General features: G+C 73.7%; 18 protein-coding genes. 4 read left to right on the forward strand and 14 right to left on the reverse strand.

The window, feature by feature from the left end; genetic code table 11:
• Positions 1–186 precede the first annotated feature (186 nt).
• From ligA to D7147_RS13780, 10 genes are all read right to left on the reverse strand, one after another.
• Positions 187–2,322 (reverse strand): NAD-dependent DNA ligase LigA, encoded by a 2,136-nt coding sequence (ligA, locus tag D7147_RS13735; protein ID WP_120677446.1) that lies wholly within the window; start codon positions 2,320–2,322, stop codon positions 187–189.
• 182 nt (positions 2,323–2,504) lie between these two features.
• On the reverse strand, positions 2,505–3,500 hold the full coding sequence (locus D7147_RS13740; RefSeq protein ID WP_120677843.1) for an ADP-ribosylglycohydrolase family protein: 996 nt from the start codon (positions 3,498–3,500) through the stop codon (positions 2,505–2,507).
• A gap of 56 nt (positions 3,501–3,556) precedes the next feature.
• Positions 3,557–3,919, reverse strand: coding sequence for a VOC family protein (locus D7147_RS13745; RefSeq protein ID WP_199734170.1), 363 nt, complete (start codon positions 3,917–3,919; stop codon positions 3,557–3,559).
• 36 nt (positions 3,920–3,955) lie between these two features.
• On the reverse strand, positions 3,956–4,960 hold the full coding sequence (locus D7147_RS13750) for a uroporphyrinogen decarboxylase/cobalamine-independent methonine synthase family protein (protein ID WP_120677450.1): 1,005 nt from the start codon (positions 4,958–4,960) through the stop codon (positions 3,956–3,958).
• Positions 4,961–5,009: 49 nt separating this feature from the next.
• The gene (gene mnmA / locus D7147_RS13755) at positions 5,010–6,083 is read right to left on the reverse strand and encodes a tRNA 2-thiouridine(34) synthase MnmA (protein ID WP_199716715.1); all 1,074 of its coding nucleotides are present in this window, start codon (positions 6,081–6,083) and stop codon (positions 5,010–5,012) included.
• A 91-nt stretch (positions 6,084–6,174) separates the two neighbouring features.
• Positions 6,175–7,350 (reverse strand): cysteine desulfurase family protein, encoded by a 1,176-nt coding sequence (locus D7147_RS13760; RefSeq protein ID WP_120677845.1) that lies wholly within the window; start codon positions 7,348–7,350, stop codon positions 6,175–6,177.
• Positions 7,351–7,822: 472 nt separating this feature from the next.
• Positions 7,823–8,782, reverse strand: coding sequence for an electron transfer flavoprotein subunit alpha/FixB family protein (locus D7147_RS13765; RefSeq protein ID WP_120677453.1), 960 nt, complete (start codon positions 8,780–8,782; stop codon positions 7,823–7,825).
• Positions 8,783–8,793: 11 nt separating this feature from the next.
• Positions 8,794–9,573 carry an electron transfer flavoprotein subunit beta/FixA family protein gene (locus D7147_RS13770; RefSeq protein ID WP_120677455.1) on the reverse strand — a complete coding sequence of 260 codons (780 nt, stop codon included), beginning with the start codon at positions 9,571–9,573 and terminating at the stop codon, positions 8,794–8,796.
• Positions 9,574–9,777: 204 nt separating this feature from the next.
• Entirely contained in the window at positions 9,778–10,185 is a 408-nt protein-coding gene (locus tag D7147_RS13775; protein WP_199734171.1) for a hypothetical protein, read from the reverse strand.
• A 2-nt stretch (positions 10,186–10,187) separates the two neighbouring features.
• Positions 10,188–10,985 carry a GNAT family N-acetyltransferase gene (locus D7147_RS13780; RefSeq protein ID WP_120677459.1) on the reverse strand — a complete coding sequence of 266 codons (798 nt, stop codon included), beginning with the start codon at positions 10,983–10,985 and terminating at the stop codon, positions 10,188–10,190.
• 41 nt (positions 10,986–11,026) lie between these two features.
• On the opposite strand from D7147_RS13780, the gene D7147_RS13785 reads away from it, so the two are divergent.
• From D7147_RS13785 to D7147_RS13800, 4 genes are read left to right on the forward strand one after another with little or no spacing between them, the layout of a single operon-like run.
• Positions 11,027–11,419 carry a YidH family protein gene (locus D7147_RS13785; RefSeq protein ID WP_120677461.1) on the forward strand — a complete coding sequence of 131 codons (393 nt, stop codon included), beginning with the start codon at positions 11,027–11,029 and terminating at the stop codon, positions 11,417–11,419.
• Positions 11,416–11,787 (forward strand): DUF202 domain-containing protein, encoded by a 372-nt coding sequence (locus D7147_RS13790; RefSeq protein ID WP_120677463.1) that lies wholly within the window; start codon positions 11,416–11,418, stop codon positions 11,785–11,787. The genes D7147_RS13785 and D7147_RS13790 overlap by 4 nt, the downstream gene beginning before the upstream one ends.
• Before the next feature lie 29 nt (positions 11,788–11,816).
• A complete protein-coding gene (locus tag D7147_RS13795) occupies positions 11,817–12,281 on the forward strand; it encodes a PLD nuclease N-terminal domain-containing protein (RefSeq protein WP_120677465.1) in 465 nt (154 codons plus the stop codon).
• A gap of 39 nt (positions 12,282–12,320) precedes the next feature.
• Complete coding sequence (locus D7147_RS13800) at positions 12,321–15,641, forward strand: AfsR/SARP family transcriptional regulator (protein ID WP_158609351.1); 3,321 nt, start codon at positions 12,321–12,323, stop codon at positions 15,639–15,641.
• Here D7147_RS13800 and D7147_RS13805 read toward each other — a convergent pair.
• From D7147_RS13805 to D7147_RS13820, 4 genes are all read right to left on the reverse strand, one after another.
• Positions 15,625–16,434, reverse strand: coding sequence for an ABC transporter permease (locus tag D7147_RS13805; protein WP_120677469.1), 810 nt, complete (start codon positions 16,432–16,434; stop codon positions 15,625–15,627). The genes D7147_RS13800 and D7147_RS13805 overlap by 17 nt on opposite strands.
• The gene (locus D7147_RS13810; protein WP_120677471.1) at positions 16,431–17,402 is read right to left on the reverse strand and encodes an ATP-binding cassette domain-containing protein; all 972 of its coding nucleotides are present in this window, start codon (positions 17,400–17,402) and stop codon (positions 16,431–16,433) included. Before D7147_RS13810 ends, D7147_RS13805 begins: the two co-directional genes overlap by 4 nt.
• A gap of 166 nt (positions 17,403–17,568) precedes the next feature.
• Positions 17,569–19,191: an acetolactate synthase gene (locus D7147_RS13815; protein WP_120677473.1), complete on the reverse strand. Its 1,623-nt coding sequence runs from the start codon at positions 19,189–19,191 to the stop codon at positions 17,569–17,571.
• Between the two features lie 167 nt (positions 19,192–19,358).
• The gene (locus D7147_RS13820; protein ID WP_120677475.1) at positions 19,359–23,270 is read right to left on the reverse strand and encodes a Kelch repeat-containing protein; all 3,912 of its coding nucleotides are present in this window, start codon (positions 23,268–23,270) and stop codon (positions 19,359–19,361) included.
• Between the last annotated feature and the right edge of the window lie 193 nt (positions 23,271–23,463).

Consider the following 23,463-nt stretch of genomic DNA (forward strand, 5'->3'; position numbering starts at 1 on the left):
GGCGTGGACCTTCACACGCCGTGCACCAATGAAACGCCCTCGGTGCCGGCTTTCCCGGTATGACAGTCACGAATCGGTCGTAGTCGTAATTAACTTGGTATACGCCCCAGCCGGCGCAGGCGCGCGGCGTTCCCGGACTTCCCGGCCGGCGGCGCGCCGGTTCACCCGCGGTCGCGGAAGCAAGCCTCAGCCCTCGACGCGGGCCACCTCGCGAGCGGCGTCCGGTCCCTGGTCGAGGAGGAGACGGAAACCGTCCTCGTCGAGGATCGGCACCTTGAGGCCGGCCGCCTTCTCCGCCTTGGACCCCGGGTTCTCGCCGACCACCACGAAGCCCGTCTTCTTCGAGACCGAACCGCTGACCTTGCCGCCCCGGCTCTGCACCGCCTCCGCGGCCTGGTCGCGGGAGAAGCCGGCGAGCGTGCCGGTGACCACGACGGTGAGCCCCTCCAACGGACGTGGGCCCTCGTCGGCCGCCTCCTCGGCCATCCGTACGCCGGCCTCGGCCCACTTGCGGACCACCTCGCGGTGCCAGTCCACGGCGAACCACTCGCGGATGCTGGCGGCGATGGTGGGGCCGACGCCGTCGACGGAGGAGAGCTCCTCCTCGCTGGCCTCGTCGATCGCCTCGACGGAGCGGAAGTGCTGGGCCAGTGCCCGGGCGGCCGTCGGGCCGACGTGCCGGATGGAGAGCGCGACGAGCACCCGCCAGAGCTCCCGCTCCTTGGCGACGGCCAGGTTGTCGAGCAGCTTCACCGCGTTGCTGCCGAGGCTGCCGTCCTTGTTGACGAAGAACGGCGACCGGGTGAGCTGCTCGGCGTCGAGTTGGAAGAGATCACCCTCGTCGCGGATGATCTCCGCGTCGAGCAGGGCCGCCGCGCCCTTGTAGCCGAGCACCTCGATGTCGAACGCCCCGCGTCCGGCGAGATGGAAGACCCGCTCCCGCAACTGCGCCGGGCAGCTGCGGGAGTTCGGGCAGCGGATGTCGACGTCGCCTTCCTTGGCGGGGGCGAGCGGGGTGCCGCAGGCGGGGCAGTGGGTGGGCATCACGAACGGCCGGGCGTCGGCGGGTCGCAGATCGACGACCGGGCCGAGGACCTCGGGGATCACGTCGCCGGCCTTGCGGATCACCACCGTGTCACCGATCAGCACGCCCTTGCGTTCCACCTCGCGTCCGTTGTGCAGGGTGGCGTACGCGACCGTGGAGCCGGCCACCTTGACCGGCTGGAGGACCGCGCGCGGGGTGACCCGGCCGGTGCGCCCGACCTCGACGTCGATGTCGAGCAGCTTGGTGTTGACCTCCTCCGGCGGGTACTTGAAGGCGATCGCCCAGCGGGGGGCGCGACTGGTCGAGCCGAGCCGGCCCTGGATGGCGACCGGGTCGACCTTGACGACGACGCCGTCGATCTCGTGCTCGACGTCGTGCCGGTGCTCGGCGTAGTAGGCGATGTATTCGGCGACGCCGGAGAGGTCGGGCACGACCCGCCACCGGTCGCTGGTCGGCAGGCCCCACGCCTTCAGCGCCGTGTACGACTCCGACTGCGCGACCGGTTGGAAGCCGCGCCGGGCGCCGATGCCGTGCACCACCAGGCGCAGCGGCCGGGACGCGGTGATCCGCGGATCCTTCTGGCGAAGGCTGCCGGCGGCGGCGTTACGCGGGTTGGCGAACGGCGGCTTGCCCTGCTCCACCAGGCCCGCGTTGAGGTCGGCGAAGGCCGCCACCGGGAAGTAGATCTCGCCCCGGACCTCGAGGAACTCGGGCACGTCGGGGAACTCGGGTGACGGGGTGAGCTGACCCGGCACGTCCCGGATGCTGCGCACGTTGGCGGTCACGTCCTCACCGGTGCGGCTGTCGCCGCGGGTCGCCGCCCGGACCAGCCGGCCACGCTCGTAGGTGAGGTTGATCGCGAGCCCGTCGACCTTCAGCTCGCAGAGGTAGGGCACCGGACCGCCGGCGTCACGCTCGACCCGCTCGGCCCAGGCCGCGAGCTCCTCGTCGGCGAACGCGTTGTCGAGCGACATCATCCGCTCGGCGTGCTGGACCGGGGTGAAGTCGGTGGAGAAGGTCCCGCCGACGCGCTGGGTGGGCGAATCGGGCGTGCGCAGCGCCGGGAACTCCGCCTCCAACGCCTCCAGCTCGCGCAGCTGGCGGTCGAACTCGGCGTCGGTGATGGTGGGCGAGTCGAGCACGTAGTAGCGGTACTGATGCTCGGTCAGCTCACGGCTCAGCGTGGTGTGCCGCTCCCGCGCCTCGGGGGTCGGCTCGCCGCCCGCCGCCGCCTCCTGCGCCGGGCTGACCTGCTGGTCGATCCGCTCCTCGGACACGCCGCCACCTTCGGACACCGCTTGACCTCCCTGATCACGCTACCCGGGCACGGTAACCGGCGGATACGACAACCACCCACCCGCCGGCCCGCCCCACCCGTTGATCATGAAGTTGTTGCCGCGACACGCCGCTTCGGTCGACAACAACTTCATGATCGACGCGCGGAGCGGGGGCCGGGGGGTTAGGGGGTGGTGAGGGTGGTTAGTTGGTCGGCGTACTCGATGCGGGTGGCCCAGTCGGCCGGCCAGGCGGACATGCCCACGGCCGCGCCCACGAACGCGCCGGCCAGCGCCGCGATGGAGTCCGAGTCACCGGCGGTGGTGGCGCCCCGGGCCAGCGCGCCGACCGGGTCGTCGGCGTGCCGCAGCGCGCAGTACAGGGCGGTGGCGAGCGCCTCCTCGGCCACCCAGCCCTCGCCGGTCAGTCGGCACGGGTCGCCACCGTCATCCGGCCGGGCCAGCGCGTCGGTCAGCCGGCCCAGCACGGCGAGGCACTCGTCCCAGCCCCGGGCGATGAACTGCGCCGGGTCCGTCGAGCCGGAGCGCTGCCACAGGTCGCCCAGCCACTCGGCGCGGTAGCGGTGGCGCTGCTCCCGTGCCCGGTCGGTGAGCAGGTCGGGCAGCTGGTCGAGGGCGGCGCCGTCGCGCAGCAGCCGCACGGCGTACGCGGTCAGCTCGCTCGCGGCCAGCCCGGTCGGATGCCCGTGGGTGAGACCGGCCTGAAGCTGGGCGAGCCCGGCGAGAGTGTCCAGATCGACGTCGAGCAGCCCGACCGGGGTGACCCGCATGTTCGCCCCGCAGCCCTTCGAGCCGGCCACGGTCGCCTCCTGCCAGCGCAGCCCCCGGGCCAGGTCGCCGCAGGCCCGCAGGCAGGTCATCCCCGGCGCCCGGTTGTTCTCCGGGCTCGCCGCCCAGTCGAGGAACCGCCGGCGCAGCGCCGGCTCCACCGCCGCCGGCGTCAGCTCGGGGGCGGTACGCAGCGCCCAGGCCACGGCCAGTGCCATCTGGGTGTCGTCGGTGACCAGCGCCGGATCGCCGACCAGCTCGCGCGGGCCGGTCGGCCCGTGCCGCCGGACGATCTCGGCGACCGGCAGGAACTCGGTCTCCTTACCGAGGGCGTCACCGTAGGCGAGCCCGAAGAGTGATCCGGCCACCCGGTCGCGCGAGGAATCGATCATGCCGGTGATCATGCCCGTCGGGTGCGACCACCGCCAGACGGCGGCGTGCGGGCTCGTCAGTCCCAGCAGAGGCAGAACGGGTGGCCGGCGGGGTCGGCGTAGACCCGGAAGCCCTCGCCCTCGCCGGGCAGCCGCCGGGCCCCCAGCGCGAGCGCCGCCTTCTCGGCGGCCTCGATGTCGGTCACCGTCACGTCGAGGTGGAGCTGCTGCGGGACCTCCGCAGCCGGCCACGTCGGCGGGCGCAGGTCGGGCGCCTTCTGGAACGCCACACGCGGATGCTGGCCGGGCGGGCCGCCGAGCACCACCCAGTCGTCCTCGTCGGCATGCGTCACGGGCAGGCCGAGCAGCTCCGAGTAGAACGTGGCCAGGGCGTGCGGATCGGGGCAGTCGATCACCGTCGAACGCAGCTGTCCAATCATGCCGGTGATTCTGCCCAGCGGGTACGACAGGGAAACTCAGTCCTCGGCGAGCCGCCGGCCGGCGTCGTGGCAGGCCTTCAGCACGGCCCGGGCGTACTCCGCCGGGGCGCCCGCCAACCCGCAGGCGGGGGTGACCACGACCTGCTCGGCCAGGCGGGCGCGGGGGAAGCCGAGGCGGTCCCAGAGCGTGCGTACCCGGTCGGCCACCTCCGCGGAGGTCGGCGCCCGACCGGTCGACGGCGGGCGGGTGGGCGCGGCGCCGGCGAGCAGCCCGAGCCCGGCGTCGATCGCCTCGCCGAGCGGGTCCAGATCGGTGACCAGGGACAGGTCGAGGGCCAGGCCGACGGCTCCGGTGGAGCGGATCAGCTCCACCGGCACCTCCGGCGCGCAGCAGTGCACCACGGTCGGCACCCCCACCGCCTCGATGAGCGAGCGCAGCAGGCCCGCCACGACCTCGGGCTCCGCAGCCGGGTACGTGCCGAGCCCGCTCTCGGTGCGCACTCTTCCGGCGAGCACCGCGGGCAGCGACGGCTCGTCGAGTTGGAGCAGCACCGACGCCCGGGGCAGCCGCCGGGCCACCGCCGCGACGTGCTCGCGCAGCCCCTCGGTGAGGGAGCCGGTCAGGTCCCGTACCGCGCCCGGATCGCGCAGCATCCGGCCGCCGATCGGCAGTTCGAGGGCGGCGGCGAGGGTGAACGGCCCGCCGGCCTGCAGCTTGACCGGCCCGGCGTACTCATCGGCCTGCTCGGCGAGCTGATCGAGGTCACGCTCCATGAGGTCCCGCGCGCGGCGCAGCTCCCGGCCGGGGCGCTGAGCGATCCGCCAGCGGCCCGCGTACAGCTCCACGGGCAGCTCGACCAGCAGGCCGGCGGTGCGGCCGATCAGCTCGGCGCCCGGCCCACGGGCCGGCAGCTCCGGCAGGTGCGGCAGGTCGGGTAGTTCACCGAGGACGATCCGCTGCGCCTCGGCGATGTCGGTGCCGGGCAGCGATCCGATGCCGGTCGCTGCGCCGGCCGGCCAGGGCCACGCCTGATCTGTCACCGCCGAAGGGTATCCGGTGGATCCTGCCGAACCGCCCGGTGGCGGGTACTCAGCCGACGATGGTGGCGGAGCCGAGCACGACGTCGCCGGCCGGGTCCGGCCGGTACGCCACCACCGCCTGGCCGGCGGCGACTCCCCGCATCGGACGGCGCAGCTCGGCGTGGAGCGTCTCGCCGTCCAGCGCGACGGTGGCGGGCACCACGTCGCCGTGGGCGCGCAGCTGCACCTCGCACTCGATCGGGCCGTCCGGGCGCGCGCCGCCGGTCCAGATCGGCCGGTTCGCGCGCACCTGGGACACCTCCAGCGCCTCGGCCGGGCCGACGGTCACGGTGTTGGTCTTCGGGGTGATGGAGAGCACGTAGCGGGGCCGGCCGTCCGGGGCGGGCCGGTCCAGGTGCAGCCCGCGCCGCTGGCCGACGGTGTACGCGTACGCGCCGGCGTGGCTGCCGACGACCGCGCCGGTGGTGGCGTCGACCACGTCGCCCGGCTGCTCGCCGAGCCGCTGGGCGAGGAAGCCGCGGGTGTCGCCGTCGGCGATGAAGCAGATGTCGTGCGAGTCGGGCTTCTCGGCGACCGCCAGTCCACGCTGCGCCGCCTCGGCCCGGACCTGCGCCTTCGTCGAGTCACCGAGAGGGAAGACCGACCGGTCCAGCTGCTCCCGGGTGAGCACCGCCAGCACGTACGACTGGTCCTTGGCCACGTCGACGCTGCGGCGCAGCAGACCGTCCGCGCCGAGCCGGGCGTGGTGGCCGGTGACGACCGCGTCGAAGCCGAGGGCGACCGCCCGGTCCAGCACCGCGGCGAACTTGATCTTCTCGTTGCAGCGCAGGCACGGGTTCGGGGTACGACCGGCCGCGTACTCGGCGACGAAGTCGTCGACCACGTCCTCGTGGAACCGGTCGGCCATGTCCCACACGTAGAACGGGATGCCGATCACGTCGGCGGCGCGTCGCGCGTCGCGCGAGTCCTCCAGCGTGCAGCAGCCCCGCGCGCCGGTGCGGTATGTCTGTGGATTGCGGGAGAGCGCCAGGTGCACGCCGGTGACGTCGTGCCCCGCGTCGACCGCCCGCGCCGCCGCGACCGCCGAGTCGACCCCGCCGGACATCGCCGCCAATACCCTCACCGATTCACTCCCTTCCGCCCCACAACCCTAACCGCCCGTTCCGGCCGACCGCCCTGCCCGGCCCGTCCGCCCCGCACCGACAGGGCTCCGATCAGCGGGGCGTGCGGTACGCGGCGGCGCGCCGGGCGCGTTCGACCGCGCCGGGGAGGGCGGCGACGAGCGCGTCGACCTCCTCCTGCGACGAGGTGTGCCCGAGGGTGAAGCGCAGCGACGAACGGGCCCGCGCGTCGTCGGCGCCCATCGCCAGCAGTACGTGCGAAGGCTGGGCCACCCCTGCCGAGCAGGCCGACCCGGTGGAGCAGGCGATGCCCTGGGCATCGAGGAGCAGCAGCAGGGCATCGCCCTCGCAGCCGGGGAAGGAGAAGTGCGCGTTGCCGGGGAGCCGGTCGACCGGATCGCCGTTGTAGACGACGTCGGGCACGGCTTGGCGGACCCGCTCGACCAGGTCGTCGCGGAGCTCGGCGACCCGTGCCGCGTACTCCTGCTGGCTCTTGACGGCCGCCTCCACGGCGACGGCGAAGGCCACGATGCCGGCGGTGTCCAGCGTGCCGGAGCGGACGTCGCGTTCCTGCCCGCCGCCGTGCAGCAGTGGGGTGGCCGCCACGTCCCGGCCGAGCAGCAGTGCGCCGACGCCCACCGGCCCGCCGAGTTTGTGTCCGGTCACGGTCAGCGCGGAGACCCCGCTGGCGGCGAAGTCGACGGGCACCTGCCCGACCGCCTGGACCGCGTCGGTGTGGAAGGGCACACCGTACTCGGCGGCGACCGCGGCCAGCTCGCCGATCGGTTGCACGGTGCCGACCTCGTTGTTGGCCCACATCGCGGTCACGAGCGCGACCCGATCGCCGTGGGCCGCCAGCTCGGTGCGGAGCGCGGCGGGATCGAGGCGACCGGCGCTGTCGACCGGCAACCAGTCGACCTCCGCGCCCTCGTGCCCGCCGAGCCAGTCCACGGCGTCCAGCACCGCGTGGTGCTCGACCGCGCTGGAGACCAGCCGACGTCGCTGCGCCGCGCTCGTCCGGCGGGCCCAGAAGATGCCCTTGACGGCGAGGTTGTCGCTCTCCGTACCGCCGCCCGTGAAGATCACCTCGGAGGGCCGGGCGCCCAGGGCGGCGGCCACCCGTTCGCGGGACTCCTCGACCCGTCGGCGGGCCTGCCGACCGGCGGCGTGCAGCGCCGACGCGTTGCCGAGCTCGCGAGCGGTGGCGACGTACGCCTCCAGTGCCTCGTCGAGCATCGGAGTGGTCGCCGCGTGATCCAGGTAAGCCATCACCACTCAGCCTACGGCGGTCGGACGGATGCTCGACGGTCGAGGGCACCGGCACGTACGTCGCGAGGCGCCCGCGCTGATCGACCGGGGGCGGGCACGCATCTCCGGGGCGATTTCGGGGTACCTGGGATTCCGAGTCGACCGACAGGGGATCATCGCCTCGGGCGGTGTCGAACCCGCGCAGATCAGGCATACTCGATGTCGATGTCCCGCGCCGACGTTGCCCGGCGTGCCCGGCGACCGCACGCCGGGCCCCTGACGGGCTGATCGGCGGGCCGGTTCAGCTCCCCGGCCCGCCGATCAGCTCCCATCAGTCACCGCCCCCACCCGCCGTCCGGACACCGGCAGACAAGAACAGTGAAAGAGTGGCCATTCACGGCGGAATGGCCACTCTTTCACTGTATTTGCTCGCGGCGGGCGGCGCGGGGTGGCCCGCTCGCGGCGGGCGGGGTGCGGTGCCCGGAGGGTCGGGTTACTTCCGCTTGCGGATCTCCTCGGCGGCCTGCGGCACGACCTTGAAGAGGTCGCCGACCACGCCGAAGTCGGAGAGCTCGAAGATCGGCGCCTCGGCGTCCTTGTTCACCGCGACGATCGTCTTCGAGGTCTGCATGCCGGCCCGGTGCTGGATCGCCCCGGAGATGCCGAGCGCGACGTAGAGCTGCGGGGAGACCGTCTTACCGGTCTGGCCGACCTGGAACTGGTGCGGGTAGAAGCCGGAGTCGACGGCCGCGCGGGACGCGCCGACCGCGCCGCCGAGCAGATCGGCCAGCTCCTCGACCAGCTTGAAGTTGTCCGCGTTGCCGACGCCACGGCCGCCGGAGACGACCACCGACGCCTCGGTCAGCTCCGGGCGCGACCCCTTCTGCTCGGCGACCCGCTGCACCACCTTGGCCAGCTTGTCGGTGTCGGCGACGGCGACGGCGAGCTGCTCGACCGCCGGCTCGGCGGCGGCCGGCTCGGGGTTGACCGAGTTCGGCCGGAGGGTGACCAGCGGCAGGCCGCGGGTGACCTTGGACTTCACGATCGTGGAGCCGGCGAACGCCACCTGGGTGGCGGTGCCGTCGGCGTCCAGCGCGACGACGTCGGTCAGGATGCCGTTGTCCAGCTTGACCGCGAGCCGGGCGGCGATCTCCTTGCCCTCCTGGGAGCCGGCGAGCAGCACGGCGGCGGGCTGGACGCGGCGGACCAGGTCGGCCAGGACGCCGGCCTTCGGGGCCACCAGGTAGCCGTCGATCTCCTCACCCTCGGCGGCGTAGATCTTCGCCGCGCCGTACTCGCCCAGCTTGGCGCTGAGCGCCTCGGCGGCGCCGGGGCCGCCGAGCACGACCGCGCTGGGCGTGCCGAGCTGGCGGGCGAGGGTGAGCATCTCCAGGGTGACCTTCTTGACGCCGAATTCGCGGGTGGCTTCGACGACGACGAGAACCTCAGACATGTCCGGACCCCTCACACGAACTTCTCGGTGGCGAGGAACTCGACCAGCTTGACGCCGCCCTCGCCCTCGTCGGTGACCTTCGCGCCGCCGGAGCGCGGCGGACGCTTGCTGTGCTCCACGACGGCGCTGGTGGCGCCCTCGAAGCCCACCTCGGCCGGGGCGACGCCGAGGTCACCCAGGGAGAGGGTCTGCACCGGCTTCTTCTTGGCCGCCATGATGCCCTTGAAGGACGGGTAGCGCGGCTCGTTGATGGTGTCCCAGACGGAGACCACGGCGGGGGTGGAGGCGGTGACGACCTCGTAACCCTCCTCGGTCTGCCGCTCGATGGTGAGCGTGCCGCCGTCGACGGTGAGCTTGCGGGCGCCGGTCAGCGCCGCCACGCCCAGCCGCTCGGCGATCATGTGCGGCATGACCTGGACCCGACCGTCGGTCGACTCGGCGCCGCAGATCACCAGGTCGGCGCCGAGGGTGCCCAGCGCGGCGGCGAGCACCTTCGAGGTGGTCACGGCGCAGGAGCCGTGGAGCGCGTCGTCCACGACGTGCACGGCCTTGTCCGGGCCCATGGAGAGCGCCTTGCGGATCGACTCGGTCGCCCGGTCCGGACCCATGGTCAGGATGGTCACCTCGCCGCCGTGCGCCTCCTTGATCTTCAACGCCTCTTCGATGGCGTACTCGTCCATCTCGTTGATGACGTTGTTCGCCGAACCGCGGTCGACGGTGTTGTCGTCACTGCGCAGGTTGCGGTCCGCGCCCGAATCGGGCACCTGCTTGACGAGTACGACGATGTTCATCGCGCTTCGACGACCCCTCCTGTGTGGTGTTGCGAAATCGCTCGCCCGGTCTGGGCCGCAGCCTCCCGCGTGACTTAACGATCGGTCAACTGCGGGCCGCTGTGCGGTTGCCCACGGCCGCTATGTTACCTGCCGGTAAGTTATCGGCCCCGGGGGGAACAGAGTGACACAGGCCACCACGCAAATCGCCCACGGGTGCTCCGATCACCCCACCTCGGTCAGCGCCGCTCTGATCCGTTCGATCACCGCCGCCTCGGCCGGGGCCACCCCGGCGTGCGCCCGGGCCACCCGGTCCGCGGCGGCGAGCACCACCTCGCGGTACACCGCCACGTCCGCCGGGGACTTCTCGCGCAGGATCCGCACCGCCCGACCGAGCGCCGGCAGCACCGTCGCCTCGATCTCCGGCGGCGACTCACGCGGCAGCCTCGGCAGCGGACCGGTGGTGAGCGCCGCCCGGACCACACCGGACGCGTCGGCGAACACCTCCGACGCCGCCATGCTCTCCTTCAGCACCGAGAGCATGCCCGGGTCCACGTTCGACACCAGGAAGACCGCGCCGAACGCGCCGGTCTTGAGCGTCAACCGCTCCTCGTCCGTCAACTCCTGGACCATGATCACGGAGTGTAGACGTAGGGAGTCGTCGTGGTGACCGCGACGAGGCCGAGCCGCTCGAGGATGGGCCGACTGTCGTCGGAGGCGTCGACCTGGAGCAGGGTCCGCTCCCGCTGCGCGGCGAGCCGGGCCCGGTGGACCACCAACGCCCGGTAGATGCCCCGGCGCCGCCACTGCGGCAGGGTCGAGCCGCCCCAGAGCGAGGCGAAGCCGCTGCCCGGCAGGTAGCGGATCCAGCCCGCGCTCACCACGGTCTCCCCCGCCTCGGCCACCACGACGGTGATCGACTGCGGGTCCGTCGCGATCTCCCGCTCCAGGGCCGTCCCGAGGTGGCTGCGGTCGGCCTCCCAGACCTCCTCCTCCATCGCCACGATCCGGTCCAGGTCGGCGCGGGCGGTCACCTCCCGCAGGCGTATCCCCTCGGGCACCACCGGAAGGGCCGCGGCCAGCGGCGCGACCGGTCCGATCACGACGGTCTCCCGCTCCTCCGCCACGAACCCGGCCGAGCGGAGCCGATCGGCGAGGTCCGCCGGCTCGTCGTGGCCGGCGAGCTTCCACTCCACCCGCTCGCCCCGCTGCCGGAACAGCTCGACCTGCCGGGCGATCAACTCGTCGAGCGCCGCACCCGTCAGACCGCCCAGGTCGCGGTAGGTGAGGAAACCGCCGTGATCGAGGCCGAGCACCCGGTACAGCGGTCCGTCCTGCTCGACGGTCACCCCCGCCGGCACGGGTTCGGGCAGCTCGGGTCGGAGCTGGGCGTCGTACGCGGCGCGCAGGGTGGCGGCATCAAGATCTGTCATCGCTTCAGGCTACGGCCGGTGACCAGCGGATAATCGACGACGTGTGGCAGTCGATCAGGCGTTGGTTCGACCCGCGGGAGCTGCGCTCGGTCGGCAGCACCCCCGACTACCGGTTCTCGCTGGCCAACGAGCGGACCTTCCTCGCCTGGCTGCGTACCGGGCTGGCGCTGGTGGGCGGTGGGCTGGCCGTCGCCCAGTTCCTGCCGCCGCTGCCACTACGGCACCTGCGCGAGGCGATCGCGGTCGTCCTGCTGCTGCTCGGCGGCGCGGTGGCGGTCCGCGCGGTCGACCACTGGGCCCGTACCGAGCGGGCGATCCGGCTCGGCGAGGAGCTGCCCGCGTCCCGGTTCCCCGCCGTACTCGCCCTCAGCGTCGGCCTCGGCGCGCTGCTGCTGGTCACCGCGGTGCTGGTCGACGCGGTAGGCGGTCGATGACGGACCGGCCCGGCCCCGCGGAGCCCGCCCGGAGGGCGTATCCCGACCCGGACGGCGGGAGCGGCGGAGGGTCGCCGCGCGACCCCGGCCTGCAGCCGGAGCGGACCCGGTTGGCGTGGCGACGAACCGCGCTCACCCTGACCGTGGTGACCGCGCTCACCGTCCGGCAGGCGCTCAGCGGTGACCTGGGCGGCCTGCTGCTCGCGGGCGCGGCCCTGGCCGGCTGGGGCGCGGCGCTGCCGATCTACTGGCGGCGTGGCACCGGAACCGGGCCGGCTCCCCTCGACGGGCGCTCGCTCCCGGCGGTCGCCCTCGGCGCGACGGGGCTCGCCGCACTCGGGGTGGTGCTGGTGTTGCGCGGGCTGTGACGAGTGGCCGGGTGCGCGATGATGGACGCATGCTCCGGCTGTACGTCCTCCTCTTCGTCGCGCAGATCGTCCTCGCCGTCTGCGCGCTGATCAGCTGCCTCTCCGCCGAGGAGGGCGAGATCCGCGCCCTGCCCCGGATCGGCTGGGCGCTGATCATCCTGTTCTTCCCGCTGGTCGGCTCGATCGCCTGGTTCCTCGCCGGCCGGGAGAAGAAGCCCGGTCCGGCGGCCGGTGGCGGGGCGCGTCGGACGCCCACCCGGGAGCGCCCGAAGCCGCTCGCCCCGGACGACGACCCCGAGTTCCTCAAGTCCATCGCCGAGCGGTCCCGCCGCGACGACCAGGAGCTGTTCCGCCGCTGGGAGGAGGACCTGCGCCGGCGCGAGGAGGACCTCCGCCGCCGCGAGGTCACGCCGGACGAGCCGCCGGGGCGCGGGGAGCCGCTGCGCCCCCGCGAGGGCGATCCGCCGCGCGAGGAGGACCGGCCGGAGGTGTAGGTGCTCGACGGCGGGCACGGGCGCGGCAGAATCGACGCCGTGCAGATCTGCCTGCTCGGGCCGCTGGAGGTTCGCGCCGACACCGGTACGCCGGTCGAGGTCGGCGGCGCCCGGCTACGCCGGCTGCTGATCGTGCTCGCGCTCGATCCCGGCCGCCCGGTCACCACCGGCGCGCTGGTGGACGCCGTCTGGGACGGGTCGCCGCCGGCCGGTGCGGCGAACGCCCTTCAGGCGCTGGTCTCCCGGCTGCGCCGGGCCGCGCCCGGCCTGCCGGTCGAGGCCGTCCCCGCCGGCTACCGGCTGGCAGTGGACCGGACCGCGGTGGACCTGTACCGGTTCGAGGACGCGCTGGCGGCCGGGCGGACCCTGCTCGCTACCGACCCGGCCGGCGCCGCGCGGCGGCTGGACTCGGCGTTGGCACTCTGGCGCGGGCCGGCGCTGGCCGACGTCGCCGACACCGATTTCGCCCGCGCCCCGGTCGCCCGGCTCGACGAGCTGCGGCTCGCCGCCATCGAGGACCTGATCGCGGCCCGCGCGGCCACCGAGGAACCCGCCGCCCTGCTGCCCCGGCTCCGGGAACTGGTGGCCGCGCATCCGCTGAGGGAACGGCTGGTGGGTCAGCTCATGCGGGCGCTGCAGCGGGCCGGGCGGCCGGCCGAGGCGCTCGCCGAGTACGACCGGCTGCGTCGCACCCTCGCCGAGACGCTGGGCGCGGATCCAGGGCCGGAACTCGCCGCCCTGTACCTGGCGGTGCTGCGTGGCGAGCAGCCGGACGCACCGGCCGGCCCGCTCGTCGAGGTCCCTCCGGGTCAGCCGCCCATGACGCCGCCACCTGAGGGCGGAGCCGTGCCGAACCCGGCAACGCCACCCTCCGCCGCCCCGGCAACCGGTCCGGGCAGGGCGGTGCGCGGCCGCGGCGGGCTGCCGGCCGCCCTCACCAGCTTCGTCGGCCGGGAGGCGGCCGTCGACCGGGTCGACGACCTGCTGGCCGGCTCTCGGCTCGTCACCCTGACCGGGCCGGGAGGGGCCGGCAAGACGAGGCTGGCCGTCGAGTCCGGCCGGGCGGTCGCCCGCCGGTTCCCGGACGGCGTCTGGCTCGTCGAGCTGGCCCCGATCACCGACCCGGCCGAGGTGCCGCAGGCCCTGCTGACCCTGCTCGGGCTGCGCGAGCAGGCGCTGATCGCGGCCGGCCGGTCGCGCGTACCGGCCGGGGAGGCCACCGAACCGACCGCCCGGCTGGTCGACGCGCTGGCCACCCGGTGCGCGCTGCTGGTGCTGGACAACTGCGAGCACCTGCTCGACGCGGCCGCCGCGCTGGCCGACCGGCTGCTCGGCGCCTGCCCCGACCTGCGGGTGCTGGCCACCAGCCGGGAACCCCTCGGCATCACGGGCGAGGCCCTGCACGCGGTCGAGTCGCTCGCGCTCCCGCCGGTAGGCGCCGACGCCGTCACGGCCCTGGCGTACCCGTCGGTGCGGCTGTTCGCGGACCGGGCCGCCGCCGCACGCCCCGACTTCGTGGTGGACGCCGGCAGCGTGGCGGCGCTGGTGGGGATCTGCCGGTCGCTGGACGGCATGCCGCTCGCCATCGAACTCGCCGCCGCCCGGCTGCGGTCGATGACCGCGGCACAGGTCGCGGCCCGGCTGGACGACCGGTTCCGGCTGCTCACCGGCGGCAGCCGCACCGCGTTGCCGCGGCACCAGACGCTGCGCGCGGTGGTGGACTGGAGCTGGGACCTGCTCGACGCCGCCGAGCAGGCGCTCTGGCGGCGGCTGGCCGTCTTCACCGGTGGGGTCACCGCGGAGACGGTGGAGCGGGTCTGCGCCGGCGGCGAACTGGCACCGGACGAGGTGTTCGAGCGGCTCTCCGCGCTGGTGGAGAAGTCCCTCGTGATCGTCGTCGGCGACGGTGAGCCCCGGTACCGGATGCTGGAGACGATCCGCGAGTACGGCCTGGACCGGCTCGTCGAGGCAGGCGAGGCGGACCGGCTGCGGCAGGCGCACGCCGCCCACTTCCTCGCGTTGGCCGAGCGGGCCGACCCGGAGCTTCGGGGGCCGGAGCAGCTGCGGTGGATCGCGCGGCTGCGGGCTGAGCAGGACAATCTGCACGCGGCGCTGCGCTGGACGGTCGGCGCCGGGCAGGCCGAGACGGCTGTCCGGTTCACCGCCTCGCTCGGCTGGTACTGGTGGCTACGCGGTCAGCGGGCCGAGGGCGCGGACCTCAGCCGGGAGGTGCTCGCCCTGGCCGAGCGGACCGACAAGCCGCTCCCGGTCGCGATGCTGGCCACCGCATACGCGGTCGGCGCTATGAACCTGATGGCCGGGCACGCCGACCTGGACGGGACCCGCGCCTGGATGGAACGGGCCGCCGAATGGGCCGACGACGCCTCGGAGCACGTCATGCTGCGCCTCATCGGGCCCATGTCCACGATGATCGACCCGGCCGACCACCCGGTCGGCCTGGTCGGGCTGCAGAAGCTCTTCGCCGACCCGGATCCGTGGGCGGCCGCAGTGGCCCGGCTGATGCACGGGCACATGTTGCTCAACAGCGGATCACCGGCCGAGGAGGCGCACGGCGACTTCCGCACCGCACTCGACCTGTTCGAGACGGCCGGGGACCGGTGGGGCATCTCCACCTGCCGGTTCTCCCTCGCCGAACTGGCCAACCGCACCGGGGACCGGAGCGCCGCCATCGAATACCTGCGGGACGCCCTGTACGACGTGGAGCTGCTGGGAGCGGCCGAGGACCTGCCGCAGATGCGGGCCCAGCTCGCGCACCTGTGGTGGCAGGCCGGTGACCGGGAGCAGGCCCGGCGGCTGCTCGACGAGGCGTACGCGGACGCGGAGCGGCTCGGTGCGGACGAGCCCCGGGCCGGGGTGGCGTTCGCCTGGAGCGAGTTGCTGCGCGACGCCGGGGACTGGCCGGCCGCGGCCCGGTGGGCCGAGCGCGCCGCGGACGTGGTGGGCCGGCGCAACGTGGCCCCGCAGTGGCGGGCCATGGTGGCCACGGCGCTCGGTCACGTGGCGGCTGCCGCGGGCGACCTGACCGGGTCCCGGGCGCACCTGGAACGGGCCATGGACCTGGCGATCGAGTCGACGGATGCGCCCGTGGTCTCACTGGTGTTGGTCGGGTACGCGGACCTGGCGCTGCGGGCGGAACGGCCGGTGGTGGCGGCCACCCTGCTCGGCGGGGCGGACGGCGTCCGCGGCGGCACCGACCGCAGTGCCCTGGACGCCGTCCGGGTGACCCGGGCCGCCCGCGCGGCGCTCGGTGAACCGGAGTTCGCCGAGGCGTACGCGAGCGGCCGGGCCACCCGGCTCGATCAGGCGCGCGAACTGCTCCGGGTCACACTCGACGCCTGAGCCCGCGCACCGCCAGCGGCGCGAAGATCACTGCGATGGCGGCCGCCCAGATCAGCGACTGCACCACCGGACCGGCCACCGGTCCGTCGACCAGCAGGCCGCGTAGCGCGTCGGCCAGCACGGTGACCGGGTTGACCTCGACCCAGCTCTGCAGCCAGCCCGGCATCGTCTCGGTGGGCACGAACGCGTTGCTGGTGAAGGTGAGCGGGAAGATCACCATGAAACCGAAGATCTGCACCTTGTCGGGCTCGCTCACCAGCACCCCGACCAGCACCGAGATCCAGGCTGCGGCGAGGGAGAAGGCGAGCAGCAGGGCGAACGCGCCGAGCAGCCCGAGCGGGCCGTTGCCGAGCCGGAAACCGAGGATCATGCCGACCCCGATCAGCAGCGCCACCGACCACGCCTGCTTGACGGTGTCGGCGAGGATCCGCCCGGCCAGCGGCGACCAACGGGCGATCGGCAGCGCGCGCAGCCGGTCGAAGACGCCCTTGGTGAGGTCGTTGTTCAGCCCGAAGCCGGTGGTCATCGTGGCGAAGAAGGCGTTCTGCACGATGATCCCGGGGAGCGCGAACTTCAGGTAGTCGCCCGGCGAGCCGGAGATCGCCCCGCCGAAGACGTACGTGAAGAGCAGCACGAACATCACCGGCTGGATGCTCAGGTCGAGCAGCTCCATCGGGTTGTGCTTGATCTGCACCAGGCTGCGCCAGGCGAGCGTGAGGGTGTGCCGCAGACCGGCGCCGACGCCGAGTCGGCGGGCCGGGGCGAGCGGGGCGGTCAGGGTGGCGCTGGTCATGCCACGCTCCCTTCCAGGTTGGCGGAGGCCGGGTCGTCCTCGGCCCGGTGGCCGGTCAGCGACAGGAAGACCTCGTCCAGGCTGGAACCGCGCAACGCCAGTTCGGCCACGACGATCCCGGCCTCGTCGAGGCGGCGCACGACGGCGGGCATCACCCGTTGGTCGTTCACCGGCACGGTGACGGTGTTCTGGGCGACCTCCGGGGCGACGCCGGCCACCGCCCCGACGATGCTCACCACGGTGGGCAGGTCGACGACGTCGGCCGGGCGCACCGCCAGGCTCTGCCCGCCGGTCTTGGCCTTCAGCTCCTCCGGGGTGCCCTGCGCGATCACCCGGCCGTGGTCGACCACCGCGATCTCGCCGGCCAACTGGTCGGCCTCCTCCAGGTACTGGGTGGTGAGCAACACGGTCACCCCGTCGGCCACCAACGACCGGACGATGTCCCAGAGCTCGTTACGGCTGCGCGGGTCGAGGCCGGTGGTCGGCTCGTCGAGGAAGAGCACCTGGGGCCGACCGACCAGGCTGGCGGCGAGGTCGAGCCGCCGGCGCATGCCGCCGGAGTAGGTCTTGGCCGCCCGGTCCCCCGCGTCGGTGAGCTGGAAGTCGGTCAGCAGCTGACCGGCGCGGGCCCGCGAATCGGCCCGGCTGAGGCCGAGCAGCCGGCCGATGAGCAGCAGGTTCTCGGTGCCGGTCAGGGTCTCGTCCACCGAGGCGTACTGACCGGTCAGGCCGATCAGCTGGCGTACCTGGTGGGCGTCGCGGACGACGTCGTAGCCGCCGACGGTGGCCCGTCCCTCGTCGGCGCGCAGCAGGGTGGCGAGCACCCGCACCGCGGTGGTCTTCCCGGCGCCGTTCGGCCCGAGCAGCCCGAAGACGGTCCCGGTCGGGACCGCCAGATCAACTCCGGCGAGGGCGGTGGTGGCGCCGAAGCGTCGCACCAGTCCCTCGGCGCGGATCGCGTAGTCCATCGCAACTCCTGTCGTCCTCACTGGTGCCACCACCATGAACGACGGCGCTGACACTCCGTCGATCCGGCGCTGACGTTACGACGACAGGCGCTGACATTCCGCTGATTTAGCTGGTGGCGGAACCCGCCGCCGTCGCCGGAGTGCGGCGACGGCGGCGGGTGTCGGCTCAGGCGAGGTTCGACGAGCGGGGGTACGCGTCGCCCGGATCGGTGATCACGTTCACCAGGTACGGCACCCCGGCGTCGAAGGCCCGCTGCAGGGCCGGCCCGAGGTCGGTGGCCTTCGCGACCGTCTCGCCCGCCCCGCCGAGCGCGCTCACCACCTGGTCGTAGCGGAGCTCCGGCTGCAGGTCGGCGGCGACGTCGTAGCCGTACATGGCGCGCATCGGGTGCTTCTCCAACCCCCAGATGCCGTTGTTGCCGACCACGATGACGACCGGCAGCTTCTGCCGGGCCAGCGACTCCACGTCCATCAGCGAGAAGCCGGCCGCACCGTCTCCCATCAGCACGCAGATCTGCCGGTCCGGGTGGCTGATCCGGGCGCCCATCGCGTAGCCCAGGCCGGTGCCGAGGCAGCCGTACGGGCCGGGGTCCAGCCAGGTGCCGGGCTGCGCCGGTTCGAGGTAGCGCCCGGCGTAGGAGACGAAGTCGCCACCGTCGCCGATGGTGATGGCGTCGCGGGCCAGCACCCTGCGCAGCTCGCCGTAGATTCGGGCCGGGCGGATCGGGTCGCTCTCGGTGGCCATCTCCTCGGCGTGGCGGGCGCTCGCGGCGTCCTCGGCGGCCCGCAGGTCGGCGATCCACCGGGTGTGGTCCGTCCGGTCACCCGGGTGATCGGCGAGCGCCGAGAGGATCAGCCGCAGGTCACCGGTGGGGGCGGCGGCCGGCTGGACGTGCCCGGCGCGCTGGCTCGGCGCGTCGACGACGTGCACGACCTTGGCGTCGCCGAAGTCGCCGAAGTTGAGCCGGAAGTCCAGTGGGGTGCCGACCACCACGACGACGTCGGCGCCGGAGAGCGCGGCCCGACGGGCCTTGGCGAAGGCGAGCGGGTGCTCCGGCGGGAGCGAGCCGCGCCCCATGCCGTTGGTGAAGACCGGCACCTGCAACGCCTCGGCCGCCTCGCGCAGCGCCGCGGTCGCGTCGCCGGCGTAGACGTCCGAGCCGGCGATGATGACCGGCCGCTCGGCGGCGGCGATCAGGCCGGCCGCCCGGGCGACCTCCTCGGGGTCGGGCTCGACCGGGGCGATCCCGGCCGGCGCGGGCAGCTCCGCGTCGGAGACGGAGAAGACGGTCTCCAGCGGGAAGTCGAGGAAGACCGGCCCCCGGTGCGGGGTGAGGGCGGTGGTCAGCGCGTTGGTCACGGCGCGCGGGATGTCGTCGGTGCTGAAGACGGTCTCGGCGTGCTTGGTGACCGGTGCGACCAGCGGCAGGTGGTCCATCTCCTGCAGGCTGCCCGAACCCCAGCGGAAGGCCGGTGCGCGGCCGCCCAGCACCAGCACCGGGGAGGCGTTGAAGTAGGCGCTGGTCAGGCCCGAGATGCCGTTGGTGACACCGGGACCGGCGGTGAGGACGGCCAGACCGGGGCGGCGCTGGAGCTTCGCCACCGCCTCGGCCGCGAAGACCGCGGACTGCTCGTGCCGGACGTCGTAGATCGGGAACCCGGTCTTGTGGGCGGCGTCGTAGAGCGGGAAGACGTGCCCGCCGGAGAGGGTGAACATCTCCCGCACGCCGTGCGCCCGTAGCGCCGCGAGCGCCAGCTCCCCACCGTGACCTTCGATCCGCTCCGTCATGGTCGCTCCCCTCGTCCGTGGCCGGGGTCACAGGTTACCCACCGGTCACTCCGCTCGGGCGAGCGCGCCCCGGCCGGCGGTTCGCACCACCGTCGGCCGGGGCGTCGCCGACCCGGGCCCGCCCGTGCGGGGGTCTGCACCGGGCGGGCCCGGGTCGGCGGGGTGGCTCAGCGCAGCTTCATCACCACGCCGAGCGGCTCGGTCCGGTACGGGCTGTCCGTCTCGAACGCCAGCCGCGCCTGGTACTGACCGTGTCCCGAGTGGACCGGAGCGGCCACCGTCACCGTCACCGTCACCGACCGCCCGGCGGGGATGGTCAGCTCGGTGCGGTCGGTCGACAACCAGGACACGTCGCTGCCCCGGACGCAGGACTCGATGCCCGGCAGCTGCTGCGCCGAACCGGTCTCCGTGCTGCCATCCGAGAGGCCACCGACCTGGTACGTGCCGCAGGCGGCACCGCCGCGGTGCCGCGCGTTCACCGCGTCCGGCAGCTTCGACCAGACCGCGGTCGCCGGGTCGTACTCCAGCACCTGCCGGCTGAGCGAACCGCCGACGGTGCCGCCGATGATCCGCAGCTTGCCGCCGACCGTGGCGTACGCCATGCCGTAGGCCGAGACGGGCAGCCCGGTCGTCTCCACCCAGGTGTCGGACTCGGGGAAGTACCGGTAGCTCTCCAGCACGGCGTCGTACTGACGCGGGATGTACCCGCCCGTGCAGACCACGCCGTCACCGGCCGCGCCGCAGGCGTGGTAGGCGACGGTGCGCGGGTAGTCGGCGAGACGGGTCCAGCGGTCCGCGGCGGCGTCGTAGCGGTACGCCCGCGCCGTGGGGTCCGGGCAGGCCCCGTCGGGGCAGCCCGCGACCACGTAGAGCCGGCCGCCGACGGTGGTGGCCGCCGCGTTCGCCACCCCGGCCGGCAGGTCGGCCCGGCGCGACCACTTGTCGGTCATCGGGTCGTAGGCCCAGGTCTGCGTGGCGGGGATCCCCGAACCGTTGAGACCACCGGTCACGTACAGCTTGCCGTCGATGAAGCCACCCGCCGCGCCGGCTCGCGCCTCGGGCAGATCGGCGATCCGCTCCCAGGCCCGCGCCTGCGGATCGAAGACGTACCCCTCGTTCATGACGTAGCCGTAGGAGTCGCCGCCGACCGAGTAGACCGTGCCGTCGTTGTCGGCGACCACGTTGTCGACCAGCGGCAGCGGAAGGTCGGGCAGGTCGACCCACGCGCGGCCGTCCGCGCCCTGCTGCGGCGGCGCCTGCGACGAGCGGGCGGCGTCTGCGGCGACCCGGATCCGGTCCGGGGTGTACCCACGGTCCTGCTCGACCAGCTTGACCCGCAGCGGCCGGTCACCGTCGTTGGTGAGCCGGACCCGACCGGTGGCGGTGCGGCCGGGTCGTACGCCCAGCGACAGGTCGGCCGGGTGGACCTTCAGCCGCCCCGACTCCAGCTTCCAGTCCTGCCGGACGACCCGGTCCCGCGCGACGCGCACCTTCGCGGTGGCGTCGGCGTAACGCAGGCCGCTCACGGTCACCGCGGCGGTGCCGTCGCCCTCGGCGAAGAACCAGTAGTAGCCGTCGTCGAGCGCGGCGTCGTCGGCGGTGGCCCGGCTGGTGGCCACGGCCGCCCGGTCGGTGCCGGCGGAGACGGTGGCCCCGAGGACGGCGCCGCCGGTGTTGCCGTCCCGGATCTGCCCGGCGATGATTCCGCCCGGCACGACGGCGCACGTCCGGCTGCCCACGAAGACGTTGTCGAGCTGCCACCAGTAGGCGTACTGCCCCTGGTAGCGGAAGCGGACCTGCACGCCGGACGTCCCGGCCGCCTGCGGGATCGGGATCTCCTGGTGCCCCCGGACCTCGGCCTTCGGCAGGCGGTAGACCTCGCTCCAGGTGGCCCCGTTGTCCAGGCTGAGGTCGATGAACGCCTCCTGGCTGCCGAAGAGCGGGGTGGGGTAGTCGCTGTCGAAGCCGATCACCGGGGCGGTGACGCCGGTCAGGTCGACCGGCGGGCTGACCAGGTTCGTGTCGAGGTCACCGGCCTGGACCCAGGTGTTGACGGCGGCGAAGCCGCCCGCTCCGCCGGTCAGGTTGCCCTGGGCGCCGGGGTCGTCGAAGCGCCAGGTCTGCCCGGCGCCGGACTCGTCGGTGACCTGCCAGCCGTCCTTCGGCCCGTCGGACCAGCCGGTGAAGTCGGTGCCGAGGCCCTGGTACCGCCAGGTGTAACCGGGGGCGGTGGCGCAGGACGTGTCGGTGGCGAGCTGCACGTCCCGCCGCACGTCGCTCGGCCGGCCCTTCGGCTGTGGCGCGACGGTGACGGTGGCGGTGCTGGTGACGTATCCGGGCAGGTCGACCGGTGACACGCGCAGGGTGTAGTCGGCGCCGACGGGAAGCTCGACGGAGTAACGCCCCGTGTAGGGATCGGTGTAGACCGCGTCCGTCGGGTAGCCGTCGATGGCGACCTTCGCGTAGACCGGCCAGCCGTGTCCCGAACCGTCGGTGACGGCGCCGGTGAGCGTACGGGTCGCGATCGCCGTCATCCTGATGTCGCGGGTCAGCTTCGCGTCGGCGGCGACCACGACCCGGACCGGCGGTGGCGCCTGGTAGCCGAACTCGGCGGCCACGACGTCGTACGTGCCGGCCGGGACGGCCAGCTGGTAGCTGCCCTTGTCGCCGGTCACCGCGTGGTAGGTGTTGCCGGCGGTGTCCGTGGCGGTGACCGTCACCCCGGCGAGTACGCCCTGCTTCTTGCCGTGCGGGTTCTTGCCGCTGGTGACCGCCCCGCTGACCTGCCCGGTCCGGCCGAGGGTCAGCGCCGAGACACCGTTGGGGGAGCCCAATCCGGTCGGCCCGTCCCAGCCCGGTCCGGCGGTGCAGAGCAGGTCGCCGCACCACCCGTTCGAGCCCTCGGTGATGTCGAAGAGCCCGGCGTCGGCGCCCTTGCGGTAGGGGTAGGTCACCGGGTAGGTCCCGGGAACCGCGTCGCCGGCGAGGGCGTACATCCCGGCGACGAGCGGGGCGGAGAGCGAGGTGCCGCCCCAACGCGCCCAGCCGTCCTGACCGAGGGTGTTGTAGACGGCCAGCCCGGACTCCGGGGCGGCCGTGGCGGAGATGTCGGCGTTGGCCCGCTTGTCCCCGCAGTGCGTGTCGATGTCGGCCTGGTACGACGGGCGCGGCTCGTAGTACGAGCAGCCGCTGCCCGCCGCCTCCCAGGCGGTCTCCGACCAGCCGCGCGGCGTCGACCCGTCCCGGGTCAGCAGCGTGCCGCCGACCGACAGCACGTCCGGGTGGGTCGCCGGGTAGCTCTGCACGTTGCCGATGTCGCCGCTGGAGACCGTGATGACGATGCCGGGGTGGTCGTAGTGGGCGTGGCTCGCGTACTGGGTGTCCGACTCACCGGCGACGCCGTACGAGTTGGAGATCGCGTCGGCGCCGAGCCGGGCGGCCGTGTCGACGGCGTGGCCGAGGCTGCCCATCGAGTTGTTGTCGGCCTGCACCAGCAGGATGTCGCACTTCGGGCACGCCGACGAGACGGCGTCCAGGTCCAGGGCGGCCTCGATCGACCAGTCCGGGCTCTCGATCGGGTAGTCGGTCCCGCCCCGCTGGTCGACCTTGCGGAAACAGCCGTTCGCCGTGGTGCACGGCGGCAGGCCGTAGTGGGTGCGGAAGACGGCCAGGTCGGCCTCGGCGGCCTCGTACCCGAACGCGCCGACGATGGCGACAATCTGGCCCTCGCCGCCGTCGGGAAGCCGGTAGGCGGACTTGATGTCCGCGGGCCCGAGGGCGTCGGCGGGCGGGCCGGCGAGCGTCGTCCGTCGTTGGGCGTCCTCGGCGAGCCCGACCGCGAAGCAGCGCGCCCACGGTCCGCCCTCGCCGATCTCCTTGGCGGTGGTGGTGTTGCAGCCTGCCGGCTTGTAGCGCAGGGCCTCCCAGTCCGCGGGCGCGGCCGACGGGTCGGCCTTCGGCGCGGCCTGTGCCGGGGTGGCGGGCAGCGGGCTCAGGGCGAGCAGTGACAGGGTGAGGACTGCGGTCAGCCCGCCGAGAAGGCCACTGCGGGCCCGTCTCCGCCGTAAGGGCAGGGACATCCATTACTCCTTACCGGTGATGCCACGGACACGCCTCGTCAGTGAGGCCCGCGCATCCTCCCGCCAGGACGGACACGGTCCTGGACACGAATGGGACACACGTTGACGGGCGATCTTGGCACGGGCGGAAGAGCACGGACAATGTCCGGGGACGTTCATGTTCCGGACAGCTGGCCGGTTCCCGACGGAGGCT

Source organism: Micromonospora musae (assembly GCF_003626545.1).
In the GTDB taxonomy this organism is placed as follows: Bacteria; Actinomycetota; Actinomycetes; order Mycobacteriales; family Micromonosporaceae; genus Micromonospora; species Micromonospora musae.